The organism is Aeromonas sp. 2692-1 (assembly GCF_013085505.1).
In the GTDB taxonomy this organism is placed as follows: Bacteria; Pseudomonadota; Gammaproteobacteria; order Enterobacterales; family Aeromonadaceae; genus Aeromonas; species Aeromonas hydrophila.
Map to the genome: position 1 here is coordinate 624,566 of NZ_CP038513.1, position 20,045 is coordinate 644,610.

Below are 20,045 nucleotides of genomic sequence, written 5' to 3' on the forward strand. Positions count from 1 at the left end.
GTCCGGTTTGAAAAAAGGTCAGGACAGGACGATGCAGTTTTTGCTGAAAAAAACAGCCTTGCAGACGGGTGGAGCGCACCAGAGCGGCCCCGTTGTTTCCGGTTCCCGACCCACAGATCCCCAATTGTTTTTAAAAAAAGCCCCTGTTTCAGGGGCTTTTTTTTGTGCCCGAAAAACCTTCATTGATGTCAAAGGGAATGCAGACGATGACCAATCCACTCTATAAGAAACATGTCATCTCCATTTCGGACCTGACCCGGCCCGACATGGAACTGGTGGTCGCAACCGCACAGCGGTTGAAGGCCGAGCCCGACACCCGCTTGCTGAAAGACAAGCTGGTTGCCAGCTGCTTCTTCGAAGCCTCCACCCGTACCCGCCTGTCGTTCGAGACCGCGGTCCAGCGCCTGGGTGGCAACATCATCGGCTTCGCCGACGGTGGTAACACCAGCGCCAAGAAGGGCGAGACCCTGGCCGACTCCATCAAGATCATCGGCTCCTACACCGATGCGGTAGTGATGCGTCACCCGAAAGAGGGCGCCGCCCGCCTCGCTTCCGAGTTCTCCCGGGTACCGGTCATCAACGGCGGTGACGGTTCCAACCAGCATCCGACCCAGACCCTGCTCGACCTCTTCTCCATCCACGAGACGCAAGGCAAGCTGGACGGCCTCAACGTCGCCTTCGTCGGTGACCTCAAGTACGGCCGCACCGTGCACTCGCTGGCCCAGGCCCTCAGCCTGTTCAACTGCCGCTTCTTCTTCATCTCGCCGGAAGCGCTGGCGATGCCGGACTACATCTGCGAGGAGCTGGAAGAGAAAGGCATCCAGTTCAGCGTGCACGAGACCATGGAAGAGGTGATGCCGGAGCTCGACATCCTCTACATGACCCGGGTTCAGAAAGAGCGCTTCGACGAGACCGAATACAAGCACATGGCCGCCAAGTTCGTGCTGGAAGTGGCCACCCTGGAAGGCGCCAAGCCCACCATGAAGATCCTGCACCCCCTGCCCCGCGTCGACGAGATCGACGTCGCGGTCGACAAGACTCCCCACGCCTACTACTTCCAGCAGGCGGAGAACGGGGTTTATGCACGCCAGGCGCTGCTGGCTCTGGTACTGAACGAAACCGTCTAAGGGAAAGGGGTATATCATGTCCGAGAAGAACCAACTGCAAGTCGAAGCCATCCGTCACGGCTCCGTCATCGACCACGTCCCCGCCGGCCAGGGCATCAAGATCCTCAAGCTGTTCCAGCTGATCGAGACCCAGGAGCGCATCACCGTCGGTTTCAACCTGAAATCCGGCGCGCTGGGCAAGAAGGATCTCATCAAGATCGAGAACACCCGCCTGACCGAACAGCAGGCCAACCAGCTGGCGCTGTTCGCCCCCAAGGCGACCGTCAACATCATCGAAGACTTCGCCGTGGTGAAGAAACACCAGCTGGAGCTGCCGGAGTTCATCGCCGGGGTATTCCACTGCCCCAACTCCAACTGCATCTCCCACAACGAGCCGGTGGACAGCTACTTCCGGGTGCGTGAGGTGAAAGGCGTGGTGCGGATGAAGTGCAAATACTGCGAGAAGTCCTTCACCCAGGACATCGTCAGCGAACGCTACTGATAGCCAGACTCAAAAGATATCCAGGTGGGCCCCAAGGGGCCCATTTTTGACCCCTGTCACATCACCAAATAACCAGTTGGTTATAATTTGCCATCCAAACAGAGCTATTCCCGCTCATTTCCTGCCAGTGCATTGATTGCCAGTATTTTTTGCTGATATTCAGCGAATGCGGCAGATATCGAGCGTTTACCGTCGGTCATCATCAAAGGAATTCGCCGTGGTCAAAACCCGCAGTCGTCCCGTGGAACAAGAGCACGATCTGGCCCAGCTGGATGCCTGTCGCCAGATCATCGGCCAGCACTGCTACAGCACCCAGGAGGAGATCCGGCGCGAGCTGTCGGAGCGCGGTTTCGCCGACATCAGCCAGTCCACCATCTCCCGTCTGCTGCGCCGGCTCGGCGTGGCCAAGGCCCAGAATGCCAACGGCAAGAAGGTCTACACCCTGGTGGACGAGCAGCTGGAGCCCGCCGGCAGTACCCGCTCCATCCACGACATGGTGCGCGAAGTGGTGCACAACCAGCAGATGGTGCTGATCCACACCACCCCTGGCGCCGCCACCGTGGTGGCCCGCCTGCTGGATCGCAACGCCAATCCCGAGATCATGGGCGCCGTCGCCGGCAACGACGTGGTGCTGGTCGCCCCGCGCCACATCAGCCGCACCCGTCAGGCCCACGCCGCCGTGGTGCGCACTCTGGCCCAAGCCCGCTAAGCCCTCTCCCACGAAGAGATCGAGGCGACCAGAAGGTCGCCTTTTTGTTGCCGCTGATCTTCGCCAAAACTGTTCATCCTCATCCGTTCTCCCCTCCCCACTACTTGAGTCGTCATAAGTCAGCCATAAAAAAACGGGAGCCACTGGCTCCCGTTTTCAGCTTTCTCTTCGTTGTGGATCAGAGCACTGCACCCAGGCTCAGGCAGACCACGATCAGCACGGTCAGCAGGCCGAGCAGCGGCGCCACCCATTTCAGCCAGCGTACATAGGGCACCTTGGCAATCGCCAGGCCACCCATGACCACGGCGGAGGTCGGGGTCACCAGGTTCACCAAGCCGGAAGCGGACTGATAGGCGGTGACCACCAGCTCGCGACCCACGTTGGCGAAGTCGGCCAGCGGCGCCATGATCGGCATGGTCAGCACGGCCAGACCGGAGGAGGACGGCACCAGGAAGGAGAGCACCACTTCCAGCACGAACATCACGTTGATGAACACCACGGTGGAGAGGCCGGTCACGATCCCTTCTGCGCTGTGCAAGATGGTGTGAGTGATCATGCCGTTGTCCATCACCACCACGATACCGCGGGCAATACCGATGATGAGGGCAACGCCGAGCAGGTCGCGGGCACCGTCGATGAAGTTGGAGGTCAGCTCCTCTTCACTCATGCGGGAGATGACACCGACGATGATGGCGGCAGCCAGGAACACGCCGGAGATCTGCGCCATCCACCAGCCCAGCACGGCCACCCCGTAGATCATCACTGCGAAGGCGGCGACGAAGATACCCAGCACGATTTTACGGGTCAGGGTGAACTCCAGCATCTGGTCACTCTTGTTGCCGAGGAAGTGGGCACGGTTCTCTTCCCACTTGTCAGCCACCAGGGATTTGCTCGGGTCGTTGCGCACCATCTTGGCGTAACGCATCACATAGGCCACGCACAGCAGCCAGCCGGCAACCAGCATGGCAACGCGCAACCAGATGCCGTCGGTGAAGGAGATACCGGCTGCGTTGGCGGCAATCACGGTGGCGAACGGGTTGATGGTAGAGCCCAGGGTACCGATACCGGCCCCCAGCAACACGGTTGCGGCAGCCACGACCGGGTCAAAGCGAGCGGCCATCATCACCGGCACCAGCAGGGTGTAGAACGGCAGCGACTCTTCCGCCATGCCGTAGATGGTACCGCCCGCAGCGAACAGCGCCATCAGGATCGGGATCATCCACTCTTCCCGGCCGCGCAGACGGTCGGTTACACGCTCGATACCGGCATCGATGGCACCGGTCTTGGTCACAATGCCAAGAAAACCACCGATGATCAGGATGAACAGGGAGACGTCGATGGCGCCTGCCTGATAGGTGTCATGGTTATAAAGACCGTCGATAGGTGCCAGCAGCACGTCGACGATCCCCTGGGGATTGCCCTCCACCAGTTTGTAGGTACCCGCCACCGGCACTTCCTTGCCGAGGGCTTCGTTCATGGTCATTTCATATTTGCCGGCCGGCACTATCCAGCTCAGGGCGGCCACCAGGGCGATCAGCACGAACAGTATCGTGTAGGCTGACGGGAACTTGAATTTGGTCATGGTCCAGCTTCCTTCTGTGGGTGTGGTATCCATGCAGGCTGCGGGTCGTAGGGTTAGAGGTATTATGCCGCTGTCACATGGTCGAAAAGCCGGGGGTCACCCCCCGGCACCACTACTGCGACCTTAGTCGCCCAGCGTAGCAACCATCACTGCCTTGATGGTGTGCATCCGGTTTTCGGCCTCGTCGAACACGATGCTGTGCTCGGATTCGAACACGTCCTCGGTTACTTCCAGGCCTTTCATGCCATATTTGTCAGCCACTTCCTTGCCCATGGTGGTCTCATCGTTGTGGAACGCCGGCAGGCAGTGCATGAACTTCACATCCGGGTTCTTGGTGGCGTTGATGACATCCATGTTGACCTGATACGGGGTCATCAGTTTGACGCGCTGATCCCAGGCTTCTTTCGCTTCACCCATGGAAACCCAGACGTCGGTGTAGAGGAAGTCGGTACCCAGCACACCCTCTTTGACGTCTTCGGTCAGGGTGATGCGTGCGCCGGTTTCTTCGGCGATCAGGCGGCACTTGGCAACCAACTCTTCTTCCGGCCAGAAGGCTTTCGGCGCAACCAGGCGGATGTCCATGCCCATTTTGGCGGCGCCGACCATCAGGGAGTTGCCCATGTTGTTGCGGGCATCACCCAGGTAGGCGAACTTGATTTGATCCAGACGCTTGCCCTTGCCGTGCTCCAGCATGGTCATGAAGTCGGCCAGGATCTGGGTCGGGTGGAATTCGTTGGTCAGGCCGTTCCAGACCGGTACACCGGCATAGGCACCCAGCTCTTCCACGATCTCCTGACCGTAGCCACGGTATTCGATGCCGTCATACATGCGACCCAGTACCCGGGCGGTGTCCTTCATGGACTCCTTGTGACCGATCTGGGAACCGCTTGGGCCGAGGTAGGAGACTTGCGCGCCCTGGTCGAAGGCCGCCACTTCAAACGCACAACGGGTACGGGTGGAGGTCTTCTCGAAGATCAGGGCAATGTTTTTGCCGGTCAGGTGTTTACGCTCATAGCCACCGTATTTGGCTTTCTTCAGGTCGATGGCCAGATCGATCATGTATTGGATTTCGCGCGGGGTGAAGTCCAGCAATTTCAGGAAGTTACGGTTACGCAGATTAAAAGCCATGATGAGTTCTCTCTATATTTGTTCAGACCAATTTAGGCAGTAGTGTTGACTACGCATTCTTCAGTACAGATTTGTGCAGACCCCAGAGGGCCGAGTTTCAATTACGCATTCACGGTACGGGTGGCGACGATATTGGTACCGGCTTCGCCCTTGAGGATGGCCAGGCCATCTTCCAGCGAACCGATGCCGACCATGCCGCCGGTCGCTTTGACAAATTCACAGGAGGCTTCGACTTTCGGCCCCATGGAGCCAGCATCGAACTTGACCCCAGCCAGCTCGTCCGGGCTGGTGATCCGCAGCGGACGCTGAGTCGGTTTGCCCCAGTCCAGATAGACGGCATCGGCATCGGTCAGGATCAGCAGGGCGTCGGCCTTGATCTGCTTGGCCAGATAGGCGGCTGACATGTCCTTGTCGATGACGGCTTCGATGCCGGTCAGGCTCTGGCCATCCCAGGTCACCGGGATGCCACCACCACCGGTACAGATGATGAGGTGACCCTGGGCGATCAGGGTTTCGATGGCGTCGCCTTCGACGATGCGCTGGGGCAGCGGGGACGGCACTACACGGCGGAAGAACTTGCCGTCAGCCTTGACCACCCAGTGCTTCTCTTCTGCCAGGGTGCGGGCTTCAGCCTCTTCGTAGACGGGGCCGATAAATTTGGTCGGATTGGCAAACGCCGGATCCTTGGGATCGACCTGCACCTGGGTCAGCAACGCGGTGACGTTGCGGCTCGGCATCAGGTTCTTCAGCTCCTGGATCAGCATGTAGCCGATCATGCCCTGAGACTCGGCACCCAGCACATCCAGCGGATAGGGGGATACCTTGGTGTAGGCACTGTTTTGCAAGGCCAGCAGGCCGACTTGCGGGCCGTTGCCATGCACCAGCACCACGTTGTACTCCTGAGCGATCAGGGCGATGGTTTTGGCCGCAGTAGCGATGTTCTTGCGCTGGATGTCAGCTTCGAGCGGCTCGCCACGACGGAGCAGAGCATTGCCACCCAGGGCGACGACGACAGTTGGTTTTTTCATGAGTGTTACTCTCGAGTCTTGGTATCTGTGGCGCCGGCCTCTTGCCGGCGCCACGCCGTCTTGTTAGATGCCGTCGCGTTCCATCGGGCAGCTCATGCAGCGGGCGCCGCCGCGACCACGTCCCAGCTCTTCACCCGGGATGGGCAGCACTGTGATGCCTGCCTTGTCGTACTTCTCGTTGGTGTAGGTATTGCGCTCGTAACCCACCACCACGCCGGGGCGTACGGTCAGTACGTTGTTGGCATCGTTCCACTGCTCGCGCTCGGCCTCGAAGGTGTCACCACCTGTGGTGATGAGCTTGAGCTGATCGACACCCAGTGCCTTCTCGATGGCGGTGACGAAGTAACCCTCTTCCTTGATGTTCATGCCGGTGGCGCCGCCCGGAGTCAGGCTCCAGCAGTTCACATCCTTACGGATGACTTCCGGATAGACGGAGAAGGTGTCTATGTCCATGTGGGTCATGACGGTATCGAGGTGCATGCAGCTGCGGTGTTTCGGCAATTGCATGGCGATGACCTGTTTGGCCTGGCCGTGTTTGAACAGGCCGCGAGCCAGATGCTCGACCCCTTGCGGTGTGGTGCGCTCGGACATGCCGATGAGCACGGAACCGCGGCCGATGACCAGCACGTCACCACCCTCGATGGTGGAGTTGTCGTAGTCGCGATCTTCATCACCGAAGTATTTGATGAAGTCCTGACCGGCGAACTGCGGGTGCCAGCGGTAGATGGCCTTCACGTGGTTGGTCTCGCGACGACGGGCGGCCTTGGCCATGGGGTTGATGGAAACGCCACCATAGACCCAGCAGGAGGTGTCACGGGTAAAGAGGTGGTTGGGCAGCGGCTCGATGATGAAGTCGGTTGGGGCGTGCATGCCGACGACCATGTTGACGCCGCTGTAGGGCATCTCGGAGTAGGTCAGGCCGCCGGAGAGAATGCGGGCCAGTTCACGGTGCGGCATGTCTGCCAGGAAGCAGCGCACGTCGTTGGCAAAGGAGGTGCCGAGGCGATAGTCGGAGACCTGATGTTGCAGCAGCCAGGTTTTGGCTTCCGGCACGTCCAGGGTTTCGGCCAGCAGATTGGTCAGCAGGAAAACTTCGACATTCTGATCGCGCAGTACCTGAGCGAATTTGTCGTGCTCCTGACCGGCACGTTCCACCGACAGGACGTCATCGAACAGCAGATCCTGGCAGTTGGAAGGAGTCAGACGCTTCAGACTGAGGTTGGGGCGGTGCAACATGACACGGCGCAATTGGCCAACTTCAGAACCTACATAAAATTTGCTCATGATTATATTCCGTCTAGCAGTGGTCCCTGCGAGTGATTGAATAGATTCCTTCTATTCATGCTCGTGGCTAAGGCGGGATATTCTTTATGTAGGGTAATCGGCTTGTGTTCTATCCTGCCCTTGCCTTTCGAGACCGAGGTTAGACCTGCCAATCACGCCAAACTTAGACATTGATCACATTCACTTATAACTGAATAAAATCACGGTTTATTCTTTGATAGGGATAACAGAACTGACAATCTCCCATTCATCACCTTCGTTTAAATACGCACTTTTCATCGTATATTTTTCATATTTCTTCTTGTTTCATTCATCCGCCATATCTACTAAGGGATATATATAAAAACAAAAAACCTTAAATTTCAAAGAGATAAAAACAAAATCAACATTCATTGAATTTAATATGCAAAAAATTGAATTTTATGAGATTTCAAAGCGGTGATACGGGGAAATAAATAGTCATTGCCTGCCTGCTCACTGAATAATCTGTTTGTTGTCCCAGATCATGGCATCTCGTCCAACCCGCTCGCGCAGGCCCGCTGCGGCGCACCTGCCGGCTCATCATTTATATGGATATGCACCCAGTCCGCATCTTGGCCGCTCATTTTTCAGGACGCCTGCCATCGGCTCTTTTCAAACTTTTTTCATTAGTTGAATTTATTTCAGCACCTTGCGTCACCAACCACCTCGGCTTAACTCAGAAAGTGATCAGGATCACACCCGTTTTATCACCAAGGAGCTAACCATGAAGATCAAATCACTGCTGTTGTTTGCAAGCCTGCTGCTGCCCATGACCCCTGCACTGGTCAGTGCAGAAGGGGCGCCGGCCATGCCGCTGGTGGTATGCCAGGTCGATAAGGCTCCCCAGATGCTGGTACCGGCCTATGTATGTCAATGGTATGGCGGCAGCCAGCACTACTGAGAGTGAGAGCCCAAGAGGAGGCCACCTCCTCTTGGCTTGTCATGGCCCAACCCCCTCCTATACTCAATGCAGCTGTTTTTCATAGGGATAGGAGACGGTCATGATCCTGCTGGTCGGTGGCGAAAAAGGGGGGAGCGGCAAGAGTTGCCTGGCCCAGAATCTGGCGGTTTACCTCAGGACCCAGTTTCATGGCGAGGTGTTGCTGGTCGATTGCGATCCACAGCGCACCACCTCGGACTGGATCCAGGAGCGCAATGACAATCCGGACCTGCCCCAGATAAATTGTGTTCAGCTCTACGGCAACATCCGCAACGACCTGCTCAGCCTGAAGAACCGCTATGACTATCTCATCGTCGATTGCGGCGGCCAGGACAACCGGGCTCTGCGTTCCACCATGGCGGTTGCCACCCACGCCCTGATCCCGCTGCGCCCCAAACGCCGCGACCTCAAGACCTTGCCGCACATGGAAGACCTCATCACCACCTGCAAGATGGTCAACCCCAGCCTGCGGGCAGCCGTGGTGCTGACCCAGTGCCCTGCCCTCCCCAATCAGGTGAAACGGATCCTGGAGGCCAAGGAGGTGTGCTCTTCCTTCGGTGTCGACGTACTCAACTCCATTACCTATGGCCGCAATGTCTACGACGACAGCGAGGAGAAGGGGTTGTCGGTGATGGAAATAGAACCGGATGGCAAATCGGCCGAAGAGATCCGGGCCATCGCCAAGGAGTTTCTGGAGCTGGGGGTGTGAGATGGGCCTTGCCGACCTGAAGAAGAAACACAATCTGCATCATCAGAAGAAGTTCACTATTGACGAGTTCATCGAAGATGCTGACTTCTACGCCAAGGGCAAACCCAAGGTTGTCAGCCTGGAGCTGACTCTGCATCGGGAGGAAGCCCTCACAGCACTCGCCTTCATCGAGAATGGTGAGCACCTGAAACCCAGCTACAAAAAAGCGACCTTTTCCCTGAGTACCACGGCCATCGATGAACTTGGCAGCCTGACCCAGCAGGACGGCATGAACAAATCCCTGTTGCTGCGTCTGTTTACCCATTACTTCTCCTCCTTGAGCCCGGAAGAGCGCCAAACCATCTATGAACGGCTACAGGAACACAACTGACACGACAGTCGTGACACTGATTCGCCCCCAGTCCCCGCGCTCTGCTCCCCTTATCCCTTTCTGAACCCCGGTTAAACGGCGTGTGAGACATTCGCCATTCACTTCGTGAGCAAAGCACCGAAAAAGCCCTCGCGATAGTCGGAAGATAGGATCAAAAAACCTGAACACAAATAAACCAAACCACTGATTTAAAATGAAATATATCGAAACAAGTTTCCTTCGTAACGAGATGCGTAAAAACGTTTTTCAATCTACCGTTGTCGTGCCCCGTGAAATCCTTATAGTTACTCCTGCACGGACGCAATGAAGTCGGTCAGGAAGACTGGCTGCCAGGGTTGGGCAAATGGACTCACCACAGGATGTGGTAAAGGACACCTCCCAGGACGGAGAAAGTGCGACGGGAATGGATGACTCGTCAGGCCATGATGGCTAAAGGACACCCCAAAGGATTGGGAAGGGGAAACCTAAAGGAAGAGGTATAGTCAGGGATTGCAGGGAGCAACTTCGTTCAAGGACATGAGCGATAAGACTATCGGGGGCGACGCAAGTCGCCCCCATCTTTTTTGGCTATTTTTCTTCGATGGCCAGCCTCCGGCATCTACTCGAGCCGGAAGTGGCCCACAATCTCCCGCAGCCTGTCGTAGGTCTGCTGCATCGCGGCAGAGCTGGCTACCGTCTCCTCCCCGTTGTGAGTCAGCTGGCGGATCACCTCGGCAATTGCACTCATGTTGCGATTGATCTCTTCGGCTACCGCGCTCTGTTGTTCCGCCGCCGTGGCGATATGGCTGATAAGATCGTTGATCTCCACCACCTCTCCCGCCATCAGATCCAGCGATTCATTGACCCGGGTGGTGTTCTCGGCGGCGCCCTGGCAACTCTGCTTGGTGTTGCTCATGGCATCCACCACCGTCTGGGTACCCCGCTGCAGACTGGCCAGCATGGTCTGGATCTCCGCCGTGCTCTGCTGGGTGCGAGCGGCAAGGGAGCGCACCTCGTCGGCCACCACAGCAAAACCGCGCCCCTGTTCGCCGGCGCGGGCCGCCTCGATGGCGGCGTTGAGGGCCAGCAGGTTGGTCTGCTCGGCTATGCTGCCGATCACGCCCAGCACGGAGCCAATCTGCTGCACATCCTGCTGCATGGCTTCGATGGAGCGGGCAGTGGCCTCCACCTCGTCCACCAGCGCCATCACGCTGGCCATGGCCTGATCCACCACCTGACGGGACTGGCTCGCCAGCTGCTGGCTCTGGCCGGTGAGCTGGGCTGTGCTGGCCGCACTCTCAGAGACAGAGACCGCGGTGCGGCTCATCTCGTTGATGGCGGTCACCACCTGTTCGGTCTCGCGCACATGATCCGCCAGCAGGGACTGGGCAGCCCCGGTCTGGCTCGCCAGCCCCTCGATACCGCTGTTGAGCTGGCCGCTGGCCTGCCGTACCTCGTTCATCATCTCCTGCAGCCGCTCGATAAAGCGGTTGATGCCGGCCGAAATCTGGCCCAGATCATCGGTACTGGTTACCGCCAGCCGACGGGTCAGATCGCCGCTGCCACGGGAGAGCTCCAGCACCAGATCCCGCAGCGAAAGGATGGGACGGTAGGCCAGATTGAGCGCCAGTACGGCGAGCACCATCACCACCACCGCCACCCCGAGCAACGCCATGATGATCTGGCCGTTGAGCGCCTGGGTCATGGTGCGGATGTAGTCTAGATCGATGTAGCCGGTCAGCGTCCAGCTGCTGCCACGGATATCCAGCGGATTGGGACGAGCCTCGTTCTCTCCCTGCGGCTTGCTGCTGTAGAGCACATTGCCCTGGCCATCGGCCAGCGAGAAGTAACGCCCCTCGTCGCTCACCTTCTCAAGCAGGTTCTTGAACTCGCTCATGTCGAGGTAATAAAGGTAGGCAGAGTCGGCCCCTCGCGGCACCAGAATCGAGATGACGGGCTTGCCATCCACCTGCTGCAGCGGGCTGACGGTGATCTGGTTGTTGGCGGCGGGGATCAGCTTGCGCAGCGCATCGACCTTGGCCGTATCGTTGATGACCCCGCTCACGTCGAACGCCATGTCGCCAATAACCTTGACGATATTGTGAAAGCCGGTCTCTTCCAGCGTCTTCTTGACGTTGGTGACCCCGAAGTTGAGGTTGGCCGCCAACAGGATTTTTTGATTGATGTCGCTGGCCAGCTTCTCTTTGACCAGGGTGATCTGCTCGTTGATGTTCTGGGTGGCCTGAGTACGGATATAGGCGCTGATGAAGTGATTGACGCTGAACCAGGCAGTGCCGATGGTGACCAGAATGGCCAGCAGCAGCAAGACGTAAATCTTGACCTTGAATGGCATGGGATCCCTCCAGAAGAGAGGGCTGGCACTGCCAACCCTCTCTGCCAATCGTTATTTCTTCTTGGCGTACTTCATGGAGTCCAACGCCACCGCCAGAATGATGATGCCGCCCTTGATGATGAACTGCCAGTAAGGGCTGACCCCGATATAGGTCAAACCATAGTTGATCAATGTAAAGATGAGTACCCCGGTGATCACCCCGGCGACCGTGCCCACCCCGCCGGCAAACGACACCCCACCCACCACGCAGGCGGCGATGGCATCCAGTTCATACATGAAGCCGAGGTTGTTGGTGGCACTGCCGATCCGGCCCGCTTCCAGCATGCCGCCGAAGGCGTAGAACACCCCAGCCAGCGCATAGATCATCACCAGGTTGACCGCCACGTTGACGCCGGAGACCTTGGCGGCTTCCGGGTTGCCGCCGATGGCAAAGATGTTCTTGCCAAAGCGGGTCTTGTTCCACAGCACCCAGACGAACACGCTGGCAATGGCGGCATAGAAGGTCAGATAGGATAGCTTGAAGCCACCCAGCTTGATGAACCCCTGCGCGAAGCTCGAGAAACGAGGGTCAAAACCGGCCACCGGCGAAGCCCCTACAGAGTCAAAGTAGAGGGAGTTGATGCCGTAGACGATGATCATAGTCCCCAGGGTGGTAATGAACGGGGTGACGTTCAGATAAGCCACGATAAGGCCGTTGACCAGACCAATCAGGGCCCCCACCACGCACACCAGCAGGATCACCGCCGGAATGGGCACTTCGCCCAGGCTGGGAAACACCTTGTTGACGTTGGTCAGCGCCTGCAGCATGGTCGCCGCAATGAGCGCCGCCAGGCCGACCTGACGACCGGCCGACAGATCCGTCCCCTGGGTGATGATGATGCCTGCCACCCCCAGCGCTATGATGACCCGTACCGAAGACTGGGTCAGGATGTTGCTGAAGTTGGTGAGACTCAGGAAGGAGGGTTCCTTGATCACGATGATCATGAGCAGCACCAGCAGCACCACATAGATGCCGTTCTCCTTGAGCGCCCGCATCAGATTGAAATTTTTAGCCGACTCCATAAATGTCTTCCTGTCTCTAGAGGTACAGAGATGCCAGGCGCAGTATCTCGCTCTGGTCAGTTTCTTTGGTATTGACGATCCCGGCGACCCGGCCATTGCTCATGACCATGATGCGATCCGTGATGCCGAGCAGTTCGGGCATTTCCGACGAGATGATGATGATGCCCTTGTCCTTCTTCGCCAGCTCCAGGATGAGCTGGTAAATCTCGAACTTGGCCCCCACGTCGATGCCGCGAGTCGGTTCATCCAGCATCAGGATCTCCGGCTGGGTCAGCAGCCAGCGGCCGATGATCACCTTCTGCTGGTTGCCCCCCGAGAGGGAACCGATCTGGGTCTGCTGGGTCGGTGTCTTGACCCGCATGGAGTCGATGACCCACTGGGTATCGCTCTTCATCTTGTTGTCGCTGAGCAGCCCCATGGAACCCTTGTAGTTGTCCATGTTGGCGATCAGGGAGTTGAAGGCGATGTCGAGACGCGAATAGATGCCGGTGGAGCGCCGCTCCTCGGTCACCAGTGCAAAGCCGTTGCGGATTGCCTCGTGGGCATTGTGGTTCGCCACCGGCTGACCGTGCAGCTTGATGACACCTTCACTGCGATCACGGATGCCGAACAGTGTCTCGACGATGTCGGTACGCTTGGCCCCCACCAGTCCGGCGATGCCGAGGATCTCCCCCTTGTGCAGGTTGAAGCTGATGTCCTGAATGGAGGGTTGGTTCTTCGCCGTCAGGTGCTCGACTTCGAGGATCACCTCTTTCGGCTGGTTGGTCTTCTCCGGGAAGCGCTGGGTCAACTCACGGCCGACCATCATGCCGATGATCTGATCCATGGTCATGCCCTTGAGCGGCTGGGTTGCCACCCACTGGCCATCCCGCAATATGGTGATCTCGTCACACAGCTGGAAGATCTCTTCCATCTTGTGGGAGATGTAGACGATGCCGCAGCCCTTCTCCTTGAGCTTGTTGATGATCTTGAAGAGATGGCTCACCTCTTTCTCGGTCAGCGAGGAGGTGGGCTCGTCCATGATGACGATCTTGGCGTCATAGGAGAACGCCTTGGCGATCTCGATCATCTGCATCTGGGAGACGGAGAGGGTGCCGACCTTGACCCTTGGGTCGATGTCGATGTCCAGCTCGTCGAAGATATGCTTGGTGTCCTGATACATCTTGCCGTGGTCGACGAACAGCCCCTTGGTGGGATAGCGACCGAGCCACATGTTGTCCATCACCGAGCGTTGCAGCACCAGGTTCAGCTCCTGATGCACCATGGAGACGCCATTCTCCAGCGCCTCTTTGGAGGAGGTGAAGTTGATCTCCTGCCCCTTGAAGAAGATCTTGCCCTGATCCTTCTCGTAAATGCCGAACAGGCACTTGAGCAACGTGGATTTTCCTGCCCCGTTCTCGCCCATCAACGCATGCACAGAATGAGGACGGACCCGTAAATTGACATTATCGAGTGCCTTGACGCCGGGAAAGCTTTTACTGACGTCAATCATCTCCAACAGCCATTCTGATTGTTGCTGTGTTGTCATATCAGCCATCACATCTGGTTGAAACTGAGGGCAAGGGGAGACCCCTTGCCCGGGAGGAGGGAATTATTCGAATTTGGACAGGTTGTCAGCATCGACACCAACGTAGGGAACGCGCACAACCTTGTTGACGATGTTCCACTTGGTGCCTTCACCGGCCGCTTTGCCTTCCGCCAGGTTCTTGGTCAGCTCGTAGGTCGCCTTGGCCTGGTTGGCGGCATCGTTCAGCACGGTACCGGCCATGGCACCGCTCTTGACCAGTGCCAGCGCTTCCGGCAGGGCATCAACCCCGAATACCGGGATGGTGGTCTTGCCCTGGGCCTTCAGCGACTCGACGGCACCCATCGCCATGCCATCGTTGTTGGCAATGACCACTTCGATCTTGTTGGCGTTGGGGCCGGAGATCCAGGCGTCCATCTTGTCCTTGGCCATGGCGGTATCCCACATACCAGTGTCCATGTGCAGCTGCTCGGTCTTGATGCCGCCGTCGTTCAGGGTCTTGATGACGTAGGTGGTACGGGCTTCGGCATCGGGGTGACCCGGCTCCCCTTTCAGCAGCACGAACTGGATGACGCCGTCCTTGTTCAGATCCCAGGCCGGGTTGGCTTTCCAGTGCTTGGCGATCAACTGACCCTGGATGATGCCTGACTCCTTGGAGTCGGTACCCACGTAGTAAGCCTTGTCATAGCTGGCGAGATCGGCAGCGCTCGGCTCCTTGTTGTAGAACACCACGGGCACGTCCTCGCCACGGGCCTTCTCGATCACGACCGGGGCCGCCGCCGGGTCAACCAGGTTGATGGCCAGCGCCTTCACGCCTTTGGCCAGCAGTACGTCGACCTGATCGTTCTGCTTGGACTGGTCATTCTGGGAGTCATTCATCAGCAGCTCCACCCCCGGGTTGGCCGCCGCTTCCTTCTCGATTGCCTTGCGCACTACCGCCATGAAGTTGTCGTCGTATTTGTAGACGGTCACCCCGATGCGGGTTTCGGCATGAGCGGTGGCTCCAGCCATCAGGCTCATCAGTACGGCGGCAATGGTCGTGATCTTTTTCATTGTTATGCTCCGATCTCTCTATCTGTTTTTGTAGGGAATGCTGTACACCAAGTGAACTGGCGCCAGCCTAATGTAATCAGTTTGTTGTATGACAATCTGTGATCATGACAACAAAATGAAAACGTTTACATTCTGTTACATAGCAACAAATCAATTAAAAATCATGCAGTTATAGTTACCCATCAAGACTTAAGCCCTGAACGAGGCTATTTCTTGTTAAGCAATCGCTCAGATTCAGCGTAGAACACAGTTCCAATAGTAGCCGCCCGGCTGCAACCAATATTCCGGCCGCACGCTCTGGCTCCAGGAATCATCGCCCCCAATCCCCATATGAAAGCCATCGAGACAGAGGTGCAGCCCTCCCTCGGCCACCAGATCGGTCTGGTGGCGGGCCTGTGCCAGCTGCTGCTGACTGAAGCGGCTCAAGCTGAAATGGAGCAGCCCCTCGACCTCGACAGTACCCAGTTGCAGCTGGCGGGTGTCACAGCGCAGCCCGTTATCGGTCGGGAACACATACGCTGTGTGCAGCGCATCGAGCGACGACTGCCAGCGACCGAGGTCGGCAGCCAGCAGGCGATCCGGGTAGTTCTCGTGCGGACCGCGCCCCAGCCAGCTCACCTCCTCCCCTGTCGCCAGTACCTCGTCGGTCAGCCAGAGCCGGGCGCCGATGCGCGGCAGGGAGGGCATCTCGGCTGCCACCTCCACCTCGATGGCGAGGCGCATGGCTCCATCCTGATCGAACTCGTGACGCCAGCGGGTCAGCAGCTTGAGCGCCTCGCCGACGAAGTAGCCGTGACGCACAGTCACGACCCCTTGGTCAGGGCTCACTACCAGGTCGAGGCAGCGGTGCTGCAACTCATTGAGCCCGGCCTCCTGCCAGCGAGCAATCCAGGCGTTGGGATCGGCGTGGTCCGCCTCGCTGGTACCGATGTCGTTGTCGAGCGGTGCCCGATAGAAGTGATCGGCGATGGCCTCTTTCAGTTGCTCACGGCCCAGCTTGCACCAGCTTTGGATGCGGCCGCTGGCCTTGTCCAGTCGCCACTCGCTGGTGGCCGCCCGGATCTGCCAGCCATCCGCCAGCTCGATGAAGGTGGCCGGCGTGCGTGCGACAGGCAGTGACAGGGGGGCAGGCAACATGCATTGCTGGCGCGCCACCTCGTGACCGGCCGCAGACCAGGGCGTGGCGGCGGGCTGTACGATGGCGAGATCCAACCAGGCGAGCGCCCCCGGCGCAAAGGCCGGCAACCACTCCAGCAGAGTCAGCGTCACGCTTCCCTGCGGTGCCAGGGTAAGTGGGCATTCACCCTGGCTCACCACCACGCCGTCTTCGCACAGCCGCCACTGCAACCGCTCGTTGTCCGTCTCGCGAAACAGGTATTCGCTGCGGATCTCGACCGTCAGCGGCTGGCGCTCGAGCAGCCTCAACCCGAACGGCTGCTGGGCACGTTTTGCCTCAAACAGGGCAGGATGGGGGGTGCGGTCAGGGAACACCAAACCGTTGCAGCAGAACTGGCGATCATTCGGGGTATCGCCGAAATCACCGCCATAGGCCCAGAAATGACGGCCATCGTCGGTCAGCTTGTCCAGTCCCTGATCGACCCAATCCCAGACGAAACCACCCTGCAACCGCGGATGATCGCGAAATGCCTGCCAGTAGTGGGCATAGCCCCCCAGGCTGTTGCCCATGGCGTGGGCGTATTCACACAGGATCAGCGGGCGGGTCTCTCCCGGCAGGCCGATCCACTTGGCCAGCGCCCACTTGGGCACCGCTGGGAAAGGCTGATCCTGATGGGTGCGGGCATACATGGGGCAGATGATGTCGGTGGCCGGCGTATCGGCCCCACCCCCTTCGTATTGCACCGGACGGCTCGGATCCGCCCGCTTGACCCAGCCATACATGGCATCGTGGGCCGGGCCGTAGCCCGACTCGTTGCCAAGGGACCAGATGATGATGCTGGGGTGGTTGAAGTCGCGGGCCACCATGCGGGTCACCCGCTCCAGGAAGGCGTTGCTCCAGGCGGGATCCCGCGCCAGCCGCCCCATGGGGGTCATGCCATGGGTCTCCAGGTTCGCCTCGTCCACCACGTAGAGGCCGAGCCGGTCGCACAGCCGATAAAGCTCGGGGTGATTGGGGTAATGAGAGCAACGCACCGCGTTGAAGTTGTGCCGCTTCATCAACAGCAGATCCTGCTCGATGGCGGCGGGGGTCACCACATGACCGCTGGCCGCATCGTGTTCGTGACGGTTGGCGCCGCGAATGAGCAGCGGCTGGCCGTTGACCCGCAGCAGGCCGCCACGGATCTCCACCGCCCGAAAGCCCACGTCATAGGCTTCGCTCTCGATGGGCTCCCCCTGCTCGTCCAGCAGGGTCAGGGTAAGGCGATAGAGGTGGGGGGTCTCGGCACTCCACTTGCGCGGGGCCGCCACCTCGAGCCAGCACTCGGCGCGATCGTCATACGCCCCTTTCTCGTCAATGGCTTGCGTGCCGATCGGCTGGCGCAGGGTCGCCACCCGCTCAACGCCGTCATAGAGGCAGGCCGCCACCGACAGACCGGCCCCATTGGCCGCCTGCAGCGCGATCTTGAGGCGGCCATCGCGATAGCAGGCGTCCAGCTCTGGGGTGACCCTAATGTCCACCAGATGACGGGCCGGTTTGTGCAGCAGGCTGACGGAGCGGAAGATGCCGCTCATGCGCCACATGTCCTGATCTTCCAGATAGGAGCCGTCGGACCAGCGCAGCACCAGCACTGCTAGCCGGTTGTCACCGCCGCAGAGGAAAGAGGTCAGGTCAAATTCGGCAGGCAGCCGGCTGTCCTGGGAGTAACCGACCCAGCGACCGTTGCAGAAGAGGTGAAAAGCGCTGTCCACCCCGTCAAAGATGATCCGGGTCTGGCCGCTGGCGAGCCAGTCGGCCGGCACGCTGAACTCGCGGGAGTAGCAGCCGGTGGGATTCTCGGCCGGCACCCGTGGTGGATCGCACGGGAAGGGATATTTGATATTGGTGTAGATGGGCACGTCTGTCGCAGGCCGCAACCCTGGATAGGCCGCATCCAGCTGCCAGTTGCCCGGCACCTTGATGGCACAGGCATCCGGCAGATCCTCGACCAGCCAGTGCTCCGGCACCAGCTCGGGCGCCGCGAAGAAGGAGAAACACCACTCCCCATCCAGCAGGGTGCGCGATGGCGAGGCGAGATCATCTCGCGCCGCGGCTTCGCTGCGCCAGCTGAACAAGGGGGTATGGGCAGACAACCGATTCACTGCGGTAATTGCCTGGGTCTGCCAGTCCTGACGGGCCACTATCTCCCTGAGCATTATTCTCTCTCCCTGCATGAACGCCGAAAACGTATGCAGTGTAGGGGAGTTTTGCCCGGTGATCGGCGATCTCGCTCACACAGATGTAAACGATTACACTGAATTTGTTAAGTAAAACAGGGTAAAAATGCGCTAAATGCAGGTAAAAGGCGAAGGCTCCGGATCACGCGCCGCAAAAACGGCGATCCGGAGCGATAAACGGAGGTAAATGAAAGGGATCAGCTTCGAACGGGAGCCACCGAGTGGCGGTTGATCAGGGTCGGGGTGTAAATGCGGCTCTGCACCGCCTCGCTTTCCCCCGCCGCCAGCTGCAGTGCCAGTTTGGCCGCCTGGGCAGCCATCAGTTCAACCGGGTAGCGCATGGTGGAGAGCTTGGGGCGCAGGTATCTGGCATAGATGATGTCATCGAAACCCACCACCGACACCTCCTCCGGCACCTTGAGGCCGTTGTCCGCCAGCACCGAGATGGCCCCCGCCGCCATGGCGTCGTTGTAGGCCACCACGGCCGTGATGGGCAGCCCCTTGGCCAGCAGGTTGAGCATGGCGCGCTCGCCGCCCTCCTCGTTGGGCATGCCGCTCTCCACCAGCTCGGGATCGGCGCGCAGCCCCGCCTCGGCCAGCGCATCCTGATAGCCCTGCAGCCGCAGGATGGCATCTTCGATGGCGTGATCCGAACTGAGGAAGGCGATGTGGCGGTGGCCCAGCTCCAGCAGATGGCGGGTCGCCGTGGCGGCCCCCTGCCGGTTGTTGAGGGCGATGCAGCGCCCCTTGAGTGCCGGGATGTCGCGGTTGATCAACACCATGCCGGGCACCCGCAGCGCGTAGTCGATCAGCTCCTCGTCGCTCAGCGCCTTGCTGTGCACCACCAGCGCCTCGCAGCGCTTGCCGATCAGCAGTTCGATGGATTCGCGCTCCTGCCGTGCCTTGTGAAAACCATTACCCATCAACAGGTGCAGGCCCTGTTCCACCGCCACCGCGGCCACCCCCTTGACCAGGGCGCCGAAGAAGGGATCCGCCACGTCGCCCACCAGCACCCCCATGGTGTCACAGGTCTGGCTGACCAGTGCCCGTGCGTTGGCATTGGGGGTGTAGCCCAGTTCGGCCATGGCCTTCTGTACCACCTCGCGGGAAGCGGCACTGGCCTTGGGTGAGTTGTTCATCACCCGTGAAACCGTTGCCACCGATACGTTGGCCAAACGGGCGACATCCTTGATGGTACTCATGCTATTTTCACTTATTTCACGGCTCGGGATGGCGCCATTATACCGAGCAATGTCACTGATAACAGGGGGGAAAACCATATTGCTGAAATGATGACCACCAAAACAAGTGTAATCGTTTACACATATTTGTTAGCCAGTTCACAGTTTGCCCGCCGGCCC

The 20,045-nt window shown here is 59.0% G+C and carries 17 protein-coding genes; 7 read left to right on the forward strand and 10 right to left on the reverse strand.

Annotation, left to right across the window (positions count from 1 at the left end):
* Positions 1 to 31 precede the first annotated feature (31 nt).
* From E5E97_RS03180 to E5E97_RS03195, 4 genes are all read left to right on the forward strand, one after another.
* The gene (locus tag E5E97_RS03180) at positions 32 to 226 is read left to right on the forward strand and encodes a hypothetical protein (protein WP_123785055.1); all 195 of its coding nucleotides are present in this window, start codon (positions 32 to 34) and stop codon (positions 224 to 226) included.
* Positions 207 to 1,127 (forward strand): aspartate carbamoyltransferase, encoded by a 921-nt coding sequence (gene pyrB, locus E5E97_RS03185; RefSeq protein WP_016352301.1) that lies wholly within the window; start codon positions 207 to 209, stop codon positions 1,125 to 1,127. Before E5E97_RS03180 ends, pyrB begins: the two co-directional genes overlap by 20 nt.
* A 16-nt stretch (positions 1,128 to 1,143) precedes the next feature.
* Entirely contained in the window at positions 1,144 to 1,608 is a 465-nt protein-coding gene (gene pyrI / locus E5E97_RS03190) for an aspartate carbamoyltransferase regulatory subunit (protein WP_011707750.1), read from the forward strand.
* A gap of 217 nt (positions 1,609 to 1,825) precedes the next feature.
* Positions 1,826 to 2,317: an arginine repressor gene (locus tag E5E97_RS03195; protein ID WP_162901775.1), complete on the forward strand. Its 492-nt coding sequence runs from the start codon at positions 1,826 to 1,828 to the stop codon at positions 2,315 to 2,317.
* 178 nt (positions 2,318 to 2,495) lie between these two features.
* On the opposite strand, the gene E5E97_RS03200 is transcribed toward E5E97_RS03195, so the two are convergent.
* The 4 genes from E5E97_RS03200 to arcA form a co-directional block, all read right to left on the reverse strand.
* Entirely contained in the window at positions 2,496 to 3,899 is a 1,404-nt protein-coding gene (locus E5E97_RS03200) for a YfcC family protein (RefSeq protein ID WP_011707752.1), read from the reverse strand.
* Positions 3,900 to 4,022: 123 nt separating this feature from the next.
* Positions 4,023 to 5,027 carry an ornithine carbamoyltransferase gene (gene argF, locus E5E97_RS03205; protein ID WP_017409770.1) on the reverse strand — a complete coding sequence of 335 codons (1,005 nt, stop codon included), beginning with the start codon at positions 5,025 to 5,027 and terminating at the stop codon, positions 4,023 to 4,025.
* A gap of 101 nt (positions 5,028 to 5,128) precedes the next feature.
* Complete coding sequence (gene arcC, locus E5E97_RS03210) at positions 5,129 to 6,055, reverse strand: carbamate kinase (RefSeq protein WP_011707754.1); 927 nt, start codon at positions 6,053 to 6,055, stop codon at positions 5,129 to 5,131.
* Positions 6,056 to 6,118: 63 nt separating this feature from the next.
* Positions 6,119 to 7,339, reverse strand: a complete 1,221-nt coding sequence (arcA, locus tag E5E97_RS03215) for an arginine deiminase (RefSeq protein WP_011707755.1) — start codon at positions 7,337 to 7,339, stop codon at positions 6,119 to 6,121.
* 745 nt (positions 7,340 to 8,084) lie between these two features.
* Here arcA and E5E97_RS03220 point away from each other — a divergent pair.
* From E5E97_RS03220 to E5E97_RS03230, 3 genes are all read left to right on the forward strand, one after another.
* Entirely contained in the window at positions 8,085 to 8,261 is a 177-nt protein-coding gene (locus tag E5E97_RS03220; RefSeq protein ID WP_017409769.1) for a hypothetical protein, read from the forward strand.
* Positions 8,262 to 8,361: 100 nt separating this feature from the next.
* Positions 8,362 to 9,009, forward strand: a complete 648-nt coding sequence (locus E5E97_RS03225; RefSeq protein WP_011707757.1) for an AAA family ATPase — start codon at positions 8,362 to 8,364, stop codon at positions 9,007 to 9,009.
* 1 nt (position 9,010) lies between these two features.
* The gene (locus E5E97_RS03230) at positions 9,011 to 9,379 is read left to right on the forward strand and encodes a hypothetical protein (RefSeq protein WP_017409768.1); all 369 of its coding nucleotides are present in this window, start codon (positions 9,011 to 9,013) and stop codon (positions 9,377 to 9,379) included.
* Between the two features lie 598 nt (positions 9,380 to 9,977).
* Here E5E97_RS03230 and E5E97_RS03235 read toward each other — a convergent pair.
* From E5E97_RS03235 to E5E97_RS03260, 6 genes are all read right to left on the reverse strand, one after another.
* Entirely contained in the window at positions 9,978 to 11,711 is a 1,734-nt protein-coding gene (locus E5E97_RS03235; RefSeq protein ID WP_171279860.1) for a methyl-accepting chemotaxis protein, read from the reverse strand.
* Positions 11,712 to 11,762: 51 nt separating this feature from the next.
* Positions 11,763 to 12,773, reverse strand: a complete 1,011-nt coding sequence (gene mglC / locus E5E97_RS03240; protein ID WP_011707760.1) for a galactose/methyl galactoside ABC transporter permease MglC — start codon at positions 12,771 to 12,773, stop codon at positions 11,763 to 11,765.
* Positions 12,774 to 12,789: 16 nt separating this feature from the next.
* Positions 12,790 to 14,310, reverse strand: a complete 1,521-nt coding sequence (gene mglA, locus E5E97_RS03245) for a galactose/methyl galactoside ABC transporter ATP-binding protein MglA (protein WP_118880180.1) — start codon at positions 14,308 to 14,310, stop codon at positions 12,790 to 12,792.
* A 54-nt stretch (positions 14,311 to 14,364) separates the two neighbouring features.
* Positions 14,365 to 15,351: a galactose/glucose ABC transporter substrate-binding protein MglB gene (gene mglB / locus E5E97_RS03250; protein WP_118880179.1), complete on the reverse strand. Its 987-nt coding sequence runs from the start codon at positions 15,349 to 15,351 to the stop codon at positions 14,365 to 14,367.
* Positions 15,352 to 15,585: 234 nt separating this feature from the next.
* Positions 15,586 to 18,663, reverse strand: a complete 3,078-nt coding sequence (locus E5E97_RS03255) for a beta-galactosidase (protein ID WP_118880178.1) — start codon at positions 18,661 to 18,663, stop codon at positions 15,586 to 15,588.
* Positions 18,664 to 18,881: 218 nt separating this feature from the next.
* Positions 18,882 to 19,886, reverse strand: coding sequence for a substrate-binding domain-containing protein (locus tag E5E97_RS03260; RefSeq protein WP_011707764.1), 1,005 nt, complete (start codon positions 19,884 to 19,886; stop codon positions 18,882 to 18,884).
* Positions 19,887 to 20,045: the final 159 nt, after the last annotated feature.

Bases quoted from the DNA above. Each gene is read 5' to 3' on its own strand.
- E5E97_RS03180 (WP_123785055.1), top strand. From the start codon at position 32: ATGCAGTTTTTGCTGAAAAAAACAGCCTTGCAGACGGGTGGAGCGCAC.
- pyrB (WP_016352301.1), top strand. From the start codon at position 207: ATGACCAATCCACTCTATAAGAAACATGTCATCTCCATTTCGGACCTG.
- pyrI (WP_011707750.1), top strand. From the start codon at position 1,144: ATGTCCGAGAAGAACCAACTGCAAGTCGAAGCCATCCGTCACGGCTCC.
- E5E97_RS03200 (WP_011707752.1), bottom strand. From the start codon at position 3,899: ATGACCAAATTCAAGTTCCCGTCAGCCTACACGATACTGTTCGTGCTG.
- argF (WP_017409770.1), bottom strand. From the start codon at position 5,027: ATGGCTTTTAATCTGCGTAACCGTAACTTCCTGAAATTGCTGGACTTC.
- arcC (WP_011707754.1), bottom strand. From the start codon at position 6,055: ATGAAAAAACCAACTGTCGTCGTCGCCCTGGGTGGCAATGCTCTGCTC.
- arcA (WP_011707755.1), bottom strand. From the start codon at position 7,339: ATGAGCAAATTTTATGTAGGTTCTGAAGTTGGCCAATTGCGCCGTGTC.
- E5E97_RS03220 (WP_017409769.1), top strand. From the start codon at position 8,085: ATGAAGATCAAATCACTGCTGTTGTTTGCAAGCCTGCTGCTGCCCATG.
- E5E97_RS03225 (WP_011707757.1), top strand. From the start codon at position 8,362: ATGATCCTGCTGGTCGGTGGCGAAAAAGGGGGGAGCGGCAAGAGTTGC.
- E5E97_RS03230 (WP_017409768.1), top strand. From the start codon at position 9,011: ATGGGCCTTGCCGACCTGAAGAAGAAACACAATCTGCATCATCAGAAG.
- E5E97_RS03235 (WP_171279860.1), bottom strand. From the start codon at position 11,711: ATGCCATTCAAGGTCAAGATTTACGTCTTGCTGCTGCTGGCCATTCTG.
- mglC (WP_011707760.1), bottom strand. From the start codon at position 12,773: ATGGAGTCGGCTAAAAATTTCAATCTGATGCGGGCGCTCAAGGAGAAC.
- mglA (WP_118880180.1), bottom strand. From the start codon at position 14,310: ATGGCTGATATGACAACACAGCAACAATCAGAATGGCTGTTGGAGATG.
- mglB (WP_118880179.1), bottom strand. From the start codon at position 15,351: ATGAAAAAGATCACGACCATTGCCGCCGTACTGATGAGCCTGATGGCT.
- E5E97_RS03255 (WP_118880178.1), bottom strand. From the start codon at position 18,663: ATGCTCAGGGAGATAGTGGCCCGTCAGGACTGGCAGACCCAGGCAATT.
- E5E97_RS03260 (WP_011707764.1), bottom strand. From the start codon at position 19,886: ATGAGTACCATCAAGGATGTCGCCCGTTTGGCCAACGTATCGGTGGCA.